The sequence below is a fragment of the Bacillus pseudomycoides DSM 12442 genome (assembly GCF_000161455.1).
Lineage (GTDB): Bacteria > Bacillota > Bacilli > Bacillales > Bacillaceae_G > Bacillus_A > Bacillus_A pseudomycoides.
In genome coordinates this window covers 5725817-5739921 of sequence record NZ_CM000745.1, presented here as the reverse complement: position 1 = coordinate 5739921, position 14105 = coordinate 5725817, and the positions used below count along the sequence as shown (strand labels likewise).

Below are 14105 nucleotides of genomic sequence, written 5' to 3'. Positions count from 1 at the left end.
AAGTCTGCACAAAATGAAGTTGGGTTCATACATAAGTTATTTGGATTTGCATCATAATCTGTCATTGAATAGGCCATGTAGATTCTATATCTCTATCAAATGGTTTTTGCACCAGAACCAATATTGCTACACATTTATCAACCTGTTTATGCTTCTGTCAAACCTTGAAACGGAACCGTTTTTTCTATATGAAACGAGTTTCTTCCTATTTATAATGGTACTTTTCATAATGCTTGAAAATGATAACTTATATAAGGTTTCTGATAGGGACAGGAGTCATGGCCACTACCTCTTTTTTACTCTTTATAGGAGCAGTGAATGAAGTCCTTTCTGATCCTTTGCTATGTGTATGATTTATCAAGTGATTTTTACACATTGTTTAGTATTTGTATATAGTCACTTTTAATATAAGGGATATAAGGGGAGTCTGTAAATGATTTGTAGAAAATTGTAGAAAAACTTTTAAAATTAAAAATGTAAATGTTTCCAAATGTAAATTCTATCTTGTTTTTTTTATTTTCATTCTTTAATTTATTTAGTAGGAGTGAACAGATGCTCCAATTTTTTAATGGAACAGGCTAAAGGAAATAGAAGATAAAATGGAGTGTAATGTGTGAACATCCGTACACTTTTTCGCTAATTTCCCCCTAAATCTTAAGGAAAGTGAATAAGCGGTTGTTTCATATTACGTGGTTACCACACCAATACAAGTGATACAAAACTCCTTTTCGTTTTTCAAAAGAAATATTTGTGAGTTCTATGTAAATGCCCTTTATATATATCACTAGATTGATAGAGCCTCATCCAAATTATCTTCCTTTCCCCTGTTTTGTTTTGCACCCTGAAATTTTTTATCGCTACTATTCGTAACAATAAAAAATTTCAGGGTGGAATGACAAGTCACAATTTTATGGATGCAGGAGGCTACATACATATGGGTATGATGCGAAAAATTTTGATGCAAGCGATGATGCTTGTAATCATGGTTATGATGAGCGTGGTGTTTAGTAAAGAAGTAGGTGCGGAAACAAAACATATTGATTGGATTGAAAGTGTTCATGTGACGCCAAACGAGGTGCTCTTTGGTAAAGAAATCAACGTTCAAATTCGTGTTGAGGTAAATGAAGAAATCGTAAAACCAAAAAAAGGTGAAGTACTTCAGGTAGAATATAGTCTTCCTTATTTAAATGAAGAGGAAGAAGAACAATACCAAATTATATACTTAAACTATAATGAACAAACCAAAAGATATGAGGCTATTTATAAAAGTGAATTCAATTATGAACAAATCGGTACGTGGGCAATTCATAAGATTTCTCCTTGGTATAAATCATTAGTGGCATATAATTCTAATGTATATGAAGAAATCGAGCTTGCAGATTATGAGAGTTTGGAAGATTTAAGTGATGGTGACATTACATTACAAGCTCCTCCAGTTGGTTGGAATTATATAGAGTTGAATGGGACAAGCCATTGGTATTATGTTGATGCTGAAACATTAGAACTTGCTACTGGTTGGCTGTACGAAGGCGGCAAATGGTATTACTTAGATGAATATACAGGGCAAATGCAAACTGGCTGGATGCTAGTCGATGAAAAGTGGTACTACCTTCAAGATAACGGTGAGATGTTGACCGGTTGGAAACTGATAAATGAGAAATGGTATTACTTAAAAGACAATGGAGAGATGGCATTAGGATGGACAAGGGTAGATGGAAAACGTTATTACTTTAAAGACAACGGTGAAATGGCAATAGGTTGGATAGATGATGGAATAGGTTGGAATTACCTAGAAAATAACGGAGAAGCAAAAACAGGCTGGTTATATGAAAATGGAAAGTGGTATTATCTAGATCAAAATGGATTGATGGCTACTGGCTGGCTAAAAGAAGGAAACAGTTGGTATTATCTAAATCAAAATGGATCGATGGGTACTGGCTGGCTAAAGAAAGGGAAAAGTTGGTATTATCTAAATCAAAATGGATCGATGGCTACTGGCTGGCTAAAAGAAGGAAACAGTTGGTATTATCTAAATCAAAATGGGTCTATGGCTACTGGCAAATTGTTTATTGATAAAAAATGGTATGAATTTGCAGATAATGGAGTCATGATTGCTAGTTAATAAGCCTTACCATGTTGAAAATAAATTTTAAGTTCAGAGATAAATTAGATATATTTTAACCGGTTTCTTGCATGTTGTGGAACCGGTTATTTGTTTTATTGGTTCTGTTGCAAAGTTTCTTAACAGGGGTACCGCCACATGCCCATCAACTTAAGAATTCAGAATTACCCCAAAACGAAAAAATGAGCTTTTTTGCTACAAGTTAGCACAAAATTTCGTTCTGGGGGTATTTACTTTTCTTAGCTTGATTGCGATGGGGTAGCACCAACAAAACGCGAATTTCGTACGCTAAGCGATTTTTCGCATAGAAAAAGCCGATTCTCTGTACATTAAGGGATAATTGTGGATTTAAAATAAAGTCGCGACGTTTATAAAAACGTTGCGATGCTCTACCCCTTTAGATGGTTATCTAAAGGGGTGTTTTTATAGTGAAAAGGAAAAGAACATCTGAATTGAAAGATAGATTAAGGAACTGTGGAGTGGTAATAAGTTATTCCGTTAAACGTCCATATTATGGAATATGTGATTGTATAAATAATTAAATTTTGAGATAATTGTTATTAAGGAAAAGGGAGTTAAATGGAATAAGGTTGCTCAATAAAAGAAGTAATGAAAATATGACTTACAAGGGGAAGAGTTATGAAGCATAAAACATCAGAAAGATTATTTAGAATAGATTGCGGAGATATCTATCTCCAAGAGTTTTCCATTAAAGATGCAGATAGTATATACAGAATTTCAAATCAACCCGAAATATTTAAGTTCTTGCCAGACTGGAAATCAACAAAAGAACAAAGGGTAGATTGGGTTACCAATTATGAAATACCAGCAAATAAAGCATTTCTTGATGCCGCTGTAAATACATCAAACATAGATGGTCATTTTTTAAAACTAGGGGTATTTGTTAAGGAAACGGATGAATTTATTGGTTGGTGCTGTACAGGTATTAAAGATGAGCTACCTTCACCGAATAGAGAAATTATGTATGCCATTTCAAGTGAATATCAAAAGAAAGGATACGCTACTACAGCGTCTACAGGATTGATTAACTATTTGTTTACAAATACAAATTTAGATGTCATTAACGCAGTAGCTTTAATTAACAACGTTTCATCAAATAAAGTTATTGAAAAATGTGGATTTACTTATCTGAGTCAACAGACAATAGAAAGCGAATTATACAATCACTATATATTGAATAAATCAGAGTGGATGAAAAATCATTAATAGAAAATGTTGTTGTTCCAGAAAAGAGCGCTATTATTGAACAACATAGGGGTCACCATACATGCCCATCAACTTAAGAGCGAAAACAAAATAAACTTTCGTTCATATAAGCTAAAAAACTCTTAAAATATTTTGTGTCCTTAAAAATGAGGGTTCTGGTGCAAAAACTCTAAAACTTTTGCAAGTAATCTCTTAAACTTGGACATACTGATAGCATTACTCTAGAAAAAGGTGTGTGATTGATATGGAAAAGGAAAATTTGTTCAGAACAAGTCTGTCCAAATTCAAAAACAATTTATTCATAAATTATTTGGTTTATCTTCATAAGCTAGAAATATAGAGGAAATTGTTACTCTATGTTTCTAACTAACATTTTCGCACCAGAACCAAATTAACTAAAAAAGAACTTGTAAAAAAATTAATTCATGCAGAACAGTATATTGTTGAAAATAACAAAAATTGGGTAACTAATCATTTCGAAAAATTTAAGTAGGTTACATTCTTTTCTCAGTATCATTTCTAAGATTCTTCAACTAATGGGACAGGTTAGTCGAAGAAGGATTGTAGAATTTTTCCGAGATATTGAATTGAACCACTGAATTTAGGAGCGCATTTATGGAGGTTTGGGATGTTTACGATAAAAATAGAAATAAAACAAATAAAACTCATGTACGTGGTACTCCGTTAGCAGTTGGTAATTATCATATAGTTGTCCATGTCTGGATAAGAAATAAAAAAGGTGAAATTCTTCTAACGAAAAGACATCCTGATAAACCTCATCCTAATCTATGGGAATGTCCAGGTGGCTCTATATTAGTAGGTGAAAATAGCCTTGATGGTGCTGTACGAGAGGTGAAAGAAGAAATCGGGATTAACTTGTCTCGGTCTAATGGAAAACTGATAGAGAGCGAACGCAGGGATGTTTACAATGATTTTTATGATGTATGGCTTTTTAACCAAAGCTTTGAAATTACAGAAACCATACTTCAAAAAGATGAAGTAAGCGATATTAAATGGGTAACAAAATCAGAGCTTGAAAGTATGTATAATTCTAATTGCATAGTACCAACTCTTAGTTATTTTAAATTAATCTTTTAGCAAGTCTTTCTTTAACAAATGTAGCCTTGGAATAAAGTTTGATTAAATTAACTTAATAAACCTTGATAAAAGAACAAATAGAAAAAGCGTGTTTTGAAAAAATTGATTAAAACACGCTTTTTTTATATTCAATTGAATCATCCTTTTATAAAAAAGTTTGATAATTTTTGTGATTCTTGCTCAATTAAAGCGCCCTATAATGGAATACCGAAAATAGAAATCCGAATGCAAATTAGCTTATTTTCCTTCAACTAACGCCATCCACCCATAGAACAAAAGGGCAACAGTAAAGTTAACTCTTTTCCCATAAGGAATAATGACTTTGTTCAGTAATCAGTATCATTTCGCTAATGTAATGAACTTACTTTATTAATTTTCAACGGAAACCCTCTTCATTAATCGCTTTAATTTATTCTCTGTATCTGTTTCCTCTACTGGCGTATAGATACTGCACCGTAAATCCATATCACCTTGAACTTGAAGAGAAGTTAAATTAAACAACATTTTGCCTGCTTTAGCATGTCTGAATTCAATTATCATGTCTGGAGCCTTACTCACTTGACTTTCTTGCCATAAATCCTGGAATTCTGAATGTGAATGACTCATTTCTTTAATAAACTGGCTGTACCATTCATCGTCTAAATAGCGTCCATAATAGGTACGGAAAATAGCAAGAAAACCTTTCACAAAATGTTCCCAATTGACGGCCAATGCTTTTAATTCTTTTCGAGTGAACACTAAACGAATCAAATTTCTTTGATCATTCGGTATTTGTTCAAAATCTAAAAAAACATAAGCAGCTGCAGGATTCCAGCCCACAATATGGCAATGTCGATCCGTAATGATAGTCGGACAATATGTTAATTCAGCTAGTATTCGTATTAAAGAAGGGCTAAGCTTTGAGTGATCCTTTTTTGGACTTGTAATTTCTGAATTTGTTTCTAATGCCAGGTCATATAAGTAGTCTGTTTCATCATTATTTAATTGCAAAGCATTAGAAATACAATCAAGTACGATTGTAGAAACCTTTATATCTCTTCCTTGCTCTAGCCATGTATACCAAGTGGTGCTTACACCTGCTAACTGTGCAACCTCCTCTCTTCGTAACCCAGGTGTTCTTCTCCGGGTTCCGGCAGGCAAACCAATAGACTCTGGACTAATTTGGGCGCGCTTAGCTTTTAAGAATGCCGACAGAGCTTCAAGCCTAGTTTTATTATTCATTTTTAAAATTCCTTATCATATCAATTTAACCTAGTAGTAGTTATACTAGGATAAATCCCCCCTTGTAATAGGATAAAATGACTGTAAAATACAAGTATATTATTGATTGGAGGGAATGCAAAGTGGAAAGAGTTGTGATTACTGGTATGGGAGTAGTTTCTCCTATAGGAAACGACATCGAAACATTTTGGAACAATCTAATTAAAGGGGAATCTGGTATAGTCAATATCGATACTTTCGATGTTACCAATCATAAAACAAAAATTGCGGGTATCGTCCTAGGTTTTGATGCAGATGAAGTTTTAGGAAAGAAAGAAGCAAGACGTTTAGATCGTTTTTCTCAATTTGCTTTGGCTGCAGCTGAACAAGCTTGGTCAGATTCTAAGTTAGACCTCAATCGTATAGATGTAGAAAGGTTAGGCGTATACGTAGGTTCAGGTATCGGAGGGATTGAAACCTTGATTGAAAATGTTGATGCGCTTAGGCAGAAGGGGCCAAGAAGAGTCAGCCCAACTCTAGTACCTGCCATAATGTCTAATGCTGCTGCGGCACAAATTAGTATCAAGTGGAATGCGATGGGACCTTCTATGTCACCTGTTTCTGCTTGTGCAATTGGAAATACGGCTATCGGAGAAGCCTTTAGACTAATTCGTTCTGGAGAAGCTGACGTTATATTTGCGGGTGGAACAGAGTCAGCTATTACAGACTTATCAATAGCAAGCTTTGGTAACGCTACAGCATTATCAACAAGAAACGATAATCCCACTAAAGCTAGTCGCCCATTTGATGAAAATCGAGATGGATTTGTCATGTCAGAAGGAGCTGGAATTCTAATCTTAGAATCTTTATCTCATGCTTTACGTAGAGAGGCAAAGATTTATGCAGAAGTCATTGGATATGGTGCAAGTTCAGATGCACACCATATCGTAGCTACACATCCGGAAGGTAAAGGCGCCTATCTTGCAATGAGATCAGCTTTAAAAAATGCTAATATATCGCCTGAAGAAATTGATGTTATTAGTGCCCATGCAACAAGTACAAAAGTGGGGGATATCTCTGAAACGATGGCTATTAAGCAGCTGTTTGGAAAACAAGCTTATCAGATTCCAGTAACAGCTAATAAATCTATGCTTGGACATATGTTAGGGGCAGCTGGTGGAGTTGAAGCAATTGCTTTAGCAATGAGCTTAAAGGAAGGGATAGTTCCTCCAACAATTAACTTAGAAAATCCTGATCCATTATGTGATCTGGATTATGTACCATCTGTTGCTCGCCAAGTGAAAATAAATATGGGACTATCTAACTCATTTGGTTTCGGAGGTCATAATGCAGCTATTGTTTTAAAGAAATACGAGTGAATAAACTTTCTCTCGTCAATCTGACCGTTTCCTCTAGAAACGGTTAGATTTATTCAATTAAATGGCCCGATTGCGGAACAAAAAAGTCCTGCATATCATACAGGATTTTTAATCAAACTTTACTGAGAAAATAGAAAACAAGGAATTATATGTATTAAAAAATAAAACTGAGTTAGTTGGAGTTTTTGTACTTGATGAATGGCAACCTATAGAATGGTCAAATATCCAATGGTCTTATAATGAAGGAGCTTATTTTGTTATACATTCATTTTGTATACATCCAGATCAACAAAGCAATGGCTATGGAAAAGCAGTTCTAGATTTTTGTGAAGGGTTAGCAATTCAGCGGAAATATACGGGTATCCGCTTAGATGTTTTTTCAAAAAACGATGTTTCTCAAAAGTTCTACGAAAAAAAATGGATATGTAAAAAAAGGAGAAGTTATTTTTAAGTCAAAACCTGTTAACAATCAAGTCTATTTCTGTTTTGAAAAAATAGTTACACATAATTTTCCGCTAAAAATAGGAGAGATTTAACAATTTGTTAAATAATTAAATTCGTTAATACAAAGAAAAATATAGTGTTTCAAGTACTCTTATCCAAACTCATGTCAGAAAGCAACATTCCAATCCTAATAATTGTGTTATCCAAGTTGGAGCCCTGCCAATTTTCATCCGTCGAATAAATCAAGTAGTTCACTTTGAATTGAAATGTTCAAAAACGTTATTTTTTCTAATCTAGCTTGTTTAGAAAGAATAATGTTTTTTACACTTTGGGGTATTAAAATACCTTAAGTTGATGGGCATGCGGTTGAACCCCCTTATAGCATAAAATACGATTTCACTAGGAATCTACTATTATTCGCGTTCTTCTTCATATATTTGCACCAGAACCAGGAAACCGACTTATTTTCGGGGTTTTTTACTTTGTTTTACAAATTTTTAACATTTTTTACCTTTAATTTATACTAGTTTAATAACGGTTCGCTAAAATATTCTTGTATTTTACAATATATGCGAGGAGGATTTTTGTGATCAAAAGGATGTTGTGTAAAGTGAAAGGTCTTATTGGTTTTTTAGTAGTTTTCTTTTTAGTATTTACATCTTTTTCTTGGACTAGTTTTGCGGAAACAAAAGAAGAAAAAACAGAGAAAGAATCGTCAGAGAAGAAGCTTGTTTTTCCGGTGTTAAGTGATGTACACATTAAAAATAGTGGAACGGATGATACGTTTCGTTTTCAAAGAGCGCTGCAGCAATTAAACGCAGTAGCTCCAAGACAAGATGCTTTTGTAGTTGTTGGTGATTTTACAGACAGTGGCTCGACGCAGCAGTATGATCGTTTCTTCCAAACTTATAAGCAATATGGAAATCAAAATGCAACTGCTATGTATGCTTTAGGTAACCATGATTATTGGAACGGATTATTGGCACATGATGCACAGAAACGTTTTCTTAAAAAAACAGGAATGGAATCTATCTATTATCACAAAGCTGTAAAAGGCTATCATTTTCTTGTGATGAGCCCAGAAAATGGAGTGACACATGGGTATTATTCAGATACACAAATTAATTGGTTGAAGCAGGAATTAGTAAAAGCGAAGCAAGCTGATCCAAATAAGCCAATCTTTGTCTTTTTACATCAGCAAATTAAAGGAACAGTGTACGGGAGTCATGAATGGGGGACAAATGATAGTGCCAAAATTAATGAAGTCTTAAAAGAGTATCCACAAGCTGTAACGTTTTCTGGTCATTCTCATTATCCACTTGATGATCCAAGGTCAATTCACCAAAAAGACTTTACGTCTGTTGGTACATCATCAGTTAGTTATATGGAAGTGGAAAGCGGAAAAGTACAAGGAAATATTCCTCCGGGAGCTGAAACATTAAGCCAAGGTTTATTGGTAGAAGTAGACGATCAAAAAGTGACGATTCATCGCCGTGATTTTCATACGAACTCTTGGACAGGTGAGCCGTGGGTAGTTGAACTTCCAGCAAAGAAAGAATCTTTTAAGTATACGGAAGATCGTGATAAGGAAAAGCCGGCATTTTTACAAGATGCAAAGCTGAAACTTTCGAATATAACAGAGACATCTGTGACAGCGACATTTCCGCAAGCTGTAGATAATTTACTCGTTCACTCATACCGTTTGCAAGCAAAAGAGAAAGCAACAGGAAAGGTGAAAAACCAGCTATTAGCCTTCTCCGAGTTCTACCGGGATCCGGTGCCTAAAGAGCTGACATTTACATTAGGTGGACTAGAGATTAATACGGAATATAACATAGAAGTAACAGCATTAGATTCATTTGGAAATGAAAGTAGTGCTCCTTTGCGTGAAGAATTTGAAACGAATACAGAAGTAATTGATCCGAATGCGAAAGTACCGAAAGCAGATGTATTCGATGTGAACTTTTTAGATGGTACTTTTAAAGATTATTCATCGTTTGGTGCAAATGGAAGTGTAAAAGGAAATGTAACAATTGAGTATGAGAAACAGTTAAAGAAACACGTAATGAAATTAAGTGGACGGAATAATACGTATGGATATATTCCATTTTCAAATGAGCAAAAAGAAAAGGTAAAGGATTCCTTTACACTGGAAGCAGTGTTTTCTATGAATCAAATTCGCAATCAAGCAATTATGGAAAATACCGAAAGCGGTGGAATTGGATTTGAATCAACAGGTTCTGGTTATGTAGAATTATGGGCACATATTGGTGGCAGTTATAAACGTATTGGTGTACAGCTAGAAGCTAATAACACATACCATCTAACAGGAACATATAATGGAAGTGAGCTTGCAGTATATGTAGATGGAAAAAAAGTAAATAGTCAGCGAGTAACGGGGAAAGTGTATCATCCAAACGTACCATTTGCGATTGGAGCAGATCCAACAAGCTCTGGTAATGGTAGTGTTCCATTAAATGGAAAAGTCGTGCTTGCAAGACTATATAGCAAGGCACTAACGCCTTCTGAAGTGAAAGCGGCTTATAATGAGTTTGATAATCGGATAAAAATAGAAGAGATCGATAACTTATATGAAGAAATGAATAAGGTAAAAGAAACATTGGCAGGTACTTACGAATTTGGAGAGAAGCCTGGTCAATATTCACAAAAAGCGTTTGCCGCATTACAAAAAGCGTATAACGGTGCAAAAGAAACGTTTGAAAGAATGATGGTAACAAAAGAAGAAATCGTTACAATGTATCAATCGTTACAAACGGCACATCAAACCTTTTTACATTCTAAAGTGGCAGAAGAAAAGCCACAAACGGCGAAAGAAAAACTTCAAGTAAAGATTAATAGAGCAAAAGATTTCTTAACAAAGATACAAGTAGGAACAGAGGTAGGGCAATACAAGAATGAACCAGTGAAAGCATTAGAGCAAAAAATACAAGTAGCTGAAGCAGCTGTACGTGATCAAAATATGACGGACCAACGTGCAGATAGTATGCAACGCACATTAGAGGATGCCACTGGGCTTGTTGAGAATAGTATAAACAAATAGGGCGGGGAAGAGGCTTGTCATGGACAAGTCTCTTTTGCGTGAGGATCATTCGAGACTTGAGGGGGCACGGCAAGAATTCGTTCTTTTTTGATCCACTCATCATTAAGCTAAATAATAATAAAATACATTGTCACATTCATGTCACAATGTATTTGTATGATAGAAATACAAAAAAGGAGGTTTATAAGTATGAATAAAAAAATGAACAAGCTAGTCATTCCAATTTTGATGAGTTCAATATGTCTTACATTACCATCCCTGAGTTATGCGCAACAAAAGGATATTACAACAAAGGGACAAAACGTAGTTTCTCAATACAAAAATTTTACTTTTGATGTGAATCCTGAAACCGGTGAAATTTTTGTGGAAAAAGATGGTGTGAGAGAAAATGCTTCCTTACCACTACCGAAGAAAAAAATAACAAATCTAATAAAAAAACATGATTGTATATCTTGGAATTATCCAGATGACCAAATAGATGTGAAGATTGAAAAGAAAGAATCCTATTTAAGTATTAAGTTAAAATCTACTAAGTCTGAAGGAGCTAATGAATTTACATGGCCTAAAGTAAGTGCGGACAGCTATACGTTACCATTATGGGAAGGAAAAAATATACCTAGCAATGACCCAAACTGGAAAGAATATTTAAAAGATCAAGACATGTCATTCATAGAACGTTTTTCTATGAGATTCTTTGCATTGAATAAATCTAAATATTCCATTATGTATATAGCTGACAATATGTATAATGATAATATTCATTTCACTGCTGATTCCGATATACAGTTTAGTTTTACACATCAATATCCTTCTATTAATAAGAATAAAGAATATGGATTCAGATTGTATCTAACTGATAAAAACCCTGTCTCGATGGCAAATATTTATAAAAATTATATAAAAGAACAGGGAGAATTTAAGACACTAGAAGAAAAAGCAAAAACAAATCCGAACATTAAAAAATTATATGGTGCTCCTCATATTTATTTTTGGGACCACAGTGGGATTTCAGTAGAAAATATCAAGTGGGATAAATTCACACAAAAAATGGATGAGACATTTACAAATTGGATTGCACAGTTGTTACAAGAAAATACGGAAGATGGCTCAAAAGATTTTGAAACTGTTATGCAAGATATAAAGAATCAAAAAGCTATTGATAAAAGCCAGCAAAAAGTAATAGTTAATGCGATAAATCAGGTATTAAAATTAGAACAACTTTATAATAAAGATATTTTTAACAATCCAGATACTGTAATAAATGAATTGTTGAAAAAAGGAATCCAAAACTTAAGTGAACAAGAACTGTATACACTGAACAAAGGATTAATTAAGAGTAAGTTAACAGATGCAGTGGATGAAGTAAGTAAATGGGAACAGAAAGAAACAACAGATGTTTTAGTTGATATGAAGAAATCGAATGTTAAAAAAGCATGGATAGGTTTACCTAATTGGGCTAATGGATTAATGAATCCCAAAATGGTAGAAGAAGCAAATAGAATGGGGTATTTAATCGGTCCTTATGATTCATATCACTCGATTCATGAAGTTGGAAATAGAGATTGGAATACTGCTTCTTTTAAAGATAAAACTTTATATGAAAATGCCACAATATCGAATGAAAAAGGAGTAAAAATAGGAGGATTCTTAGGAAAAGGAAGAAAGTTAAATCCAACTTTATCTTTACCTAGTGTGCAAGAACGTGTAGGTGATATTTTACAAAATAATATACCGTTTAATTCTTGGTTTGTCGATTGTGATGCTACAGGCGAAATTTACGATGATTATTCTCCAAATCACATTACTACTCAGGAACAAGATGTAAAAGCAAGACTGCAAAGAATGAAATATATTAGCGAAGAAAAACATATGGTAGTCGGATCAGAAGGTGGGAATGACTTTGCTAGTAATATAATTGCCTTTGCGCATGGAATTGAAACGCCTGGGATTTGGCCCGACTCTGATATGAAAGATAAACAGAGCCCATATTATGTAGGCGGATATAAATCCACTTCACCAGATGGCGCTATTCCAGAAACGAATGCCAAAACCATACCAATCAAACCTATTTATAAAAATATTTATAATAATCCTGTATATTCAATTCCGTTATATAAACTTGTATATAATGATTCAATTATTACTACTCACCAATGGGCATGGGGAAGTTTTAGAATTAAGGATGAGATAGGAAATAGAATGTTATCTGAAATGTTGTATAATGTACCACCTTTATATCATATTGATAAAAATGAATGGGAGAAAAGTAAATCCATCATTACCTCTTATTTGAAAGTATGGTCTCCATTTCATGAGAAAGCCGTAACAAAACCAATGACTAATTTTGAAGTATTGTCTGAAGATCGGCAAGTTCAAAGTACGACATTCGGAAAAAACATGAAAGTGATTGTGAATTTCTCAAACCAAGATTTTACATATAACAATGAGAATATAAAAGCAAAAACAGCTATAGTATATGATGGGAAGAAAAAGAGTATATTAGAAGTTCCTAAATACTAAGATACATGACATGGTTGTTTCTTTGAAATAAAGTCGTACTGTTTTGAATAAAGTTTAACTGTTTGCAAAAAGGTTGCACCGTTTTGCATCATTAGATAAAGCTGTCACGGTAAAACTCCTGAGGTTTGATCAAACTTTATTCCAAACCAACATAAAAAAGGACTTATGTGTTTTGAAGTCTCTTTTTATTTGTAATCAGGATTTTTGAAAGATTTGTGAATTTCATAGAAAACAAACGGGATATAAAGTAAAATGTTATAGTTTCGTATATTAAAGGTTATTTATGTTATTTAAATTATATTTTTCCGAAGGTACTAGAGGGAGTGCCATCATGTATAGTGTGGTTGAAACTGCAAAAGAGAACAATTTAAGTCCTTATCATTCTCTTCGATATTTGTTTGAAACGCTCCCCAATATAGATTTAAACAATTATGAAGAAAAATCTGTGTTGGATTTTCTTTTCATTGGTCTTAGTTGTGGGAGGAGCCCTAATGTTGTGTTATAACTCTGAAATATTGACATATCTAGGAGGACCTATAGATTTCAGTTAATTATATGAAATGAAAAATCAAGTCGTTATTTTTTTGATTCAGACTACCATTATTTAAACTATTATTCACACTAAAAGAAGTACAAGGAGGAAGGTATATCTATTAAAATAGTGAGATATACCAAAGTAGAAATGAATATTAAATTTAACAAAAAAGTAGTAGCATTAACAGCAGGATTAACGGTATTATCCTCACCATTAGCATCATTTGCAGAGGAACAACAATCAGTAAACAATAAGCAACCTACAAGCGTTCAAGAACAAGGTAAAACAGACCAACTTCAAGCATCAGATGAACAGGCTATAAAAAGTATTGAAGCTAGTTTTGGAGGGGTAGACGGACGTGGTGGAGGTACTGTCGATAATAAGAAAGCAGACAGTCTTCAACGTTCAGAAGGTATTCATGAAGAAACGGGTACATTAACTGTTCCTAACAATTCCAACAGAACAAAACGTAGTCTGTCTTCCGCATCACCTAGAATCTCTAGTACAATAAATGGTGTT

8 protein-coding genes and 1 pseudogene are annotated in these 14105 nt (G+C 33.9%); 8 read left to right on the top strand and 1 reads right to left on the bottom strand.

Going from position 1 to position 14105, the window contains the following annotated elements; translation table 11 throughout:
* The first annotated feature begins 934 nt into the window (after positions 1 to 934).
* From BPMYX0001_RS28955 to BPMYX0001_RS28945, 3 genes are all read left to right on the top strand, one after another.
* Positions 935 to 2122 carry a nucleoside triphosphate hydrolase gene (locus tag BPMYX0001_RS28955; RefSeq protein ID WP_033799582.1) on the top strand — a complete coding sequence of 396 codons (1188 nt, stop codon included), beginning with the start codon at positions 935 to 937 and terminating at the stop codon, positions 2120 to 2122.
* A 639-nt stretch (positions 2123 to 2761) separates the two neighbouring features.
* Positions 2762 to 3349, top strand: coding sequence for a GNAT family N-acetyltransferase (locus BPMYX0001_RS28950; RefSeq protein ID WP_018781857.1), 588 nt, complete (start codon positions 2762 to 2764; stop codon positions 3347 to 3349).
* 615 nt (positions 3350 to 3964) lie between these two features.
* Positions 3965 to 4447 (top strand): NUDIX hydrolase, encoded by a 483-nt coding sequence (locus BPMYX0001_RS28945; protein ID WP_006097691.1) that lies wholly within the window; start codon positions 3965 to 3967, stop codon positions 4445 to 4447.
* 369 nt (positions 4448 to 4816) lie between these two features.
* Here the strand turns inward: BPMYX0001_RS28945 and BPMYX0001_RS28940 are convergent, their stop codons facing one another.
* A complete protein-coding gene (locus BPMYX0001_RS28940; RefSeq protein ID WP_006097690.1) occupies positions 4817 to 5668 on the bottom strand; it encodes a helix-turn-helix transcriptional regulator in 852 nt (283 codons plus the stop codon).
* Between the two features lie 122 nt (positions 5669 to 5790).
* Here BPMYX0001_RS28940 and fabF point away from each other — a divergent pair, with 122 nt between their 5' ends.
* The 5 genes and pseudogenes from fabF to BPMYX0001_RS28920 form a co-directional block, all read left to right on the top strand.
* Entirely contained in the window at positions 5791 to 7026 is a 1236-nt protein-coding gene (gene fabF, locus BPMYX0001_RS28935) for a beta-ketoacyl-ACP synthase II (protein WP_006097689.1), read from the top strand.
* Positions 7027 to 7156: 130 nt separating this feature from the next.
* Positions 7157 to 7477 carry a GNAT family N-acetyltransferase gene (locus BPMYX0001_RS35105; protein ID WP_078212092.1) on the top strand — a complete coding sequence of 107 codons (321 nt, stop codon included), beginning with the start codon at positions 7157 to 7159 and terminating at the stop codon, positions 7475 to 7477.
* A 591-nt stretch (positions 7478 to 8068) separates the two neighbouring features.
* A complete protein-coding gene (locus BPMYX0001_RS28930) occupies positions 8069 to 10531 on the top strand; it encodes a LamG-like jellyroll fold domain-containing protein (protein ID WP_087944653.1) in 2463 nt (820 codons plus the stop codon).
* 189 nt (positions 10532 to 10720) lie between these two features.
* Positions 10721 to 13051: a glycoside hydrolase gene (locus tag BPMYX0001_RS28925; RefSeq protein WP_078212088.1), complete on the top strand. Its 2331-nt coding sequence runs from the start codon at positions 10721 to 10723 to the stop codon at positions 13049 to 13051.
* 682 nt (positions 13052 to 13733) lie between these two features.
* Positions 13734 to 14105, top strand: a pseudogene (locus BPMYX0001_RS28920) (S-layer homology domain-containing protein); the annotation flags it as partial.

Coding starts and splice junctions, on each gene's coding strand:
- BPMYX0001_RS28955 (WP_033799582.1), top strand. CDS start 935: ATGGGTATGATGCGAAAAATTTTGATGCAAGCGATGATGCTTGTAATC.
- BPMYX0001_RS28950 (WP_018781857.1), top strand. CDS start 2,762: ATGAAGCATAAAACATCAGAAAGATTATTTAGAATAGATTGCGGAGAT.
- BPMYX0001_RS28945 (WP_006097691.1), top strand. CDS start 3,965: ATGGAGGTTTGGGATGTTTACGATAAAAATAGAAATAAAACAAATAAA.
- BPMYX0001_RS28940 (WP_006097690.1), bottom strand. CDS start 5,668: ATGAATAATAAAACTAGGCTTGAAGCTCTGTCGGCATTCTTAAAAGCT.
- BPMYX0001_RS28930 (WP_087944653.1), top strand. CDS start 8,069: ATGTTGTGTAAAGTGAAAGGTCTTATTGGTTTTTTAGTAGTTTTCTTT.
- BPMYX0001_RS28925 (WP_078212088.1), top strand. CDS start 10,721: ATGAATAAAAAAATGAACAAGCTAGTCATTCCAATTTTGATGAGTTCA.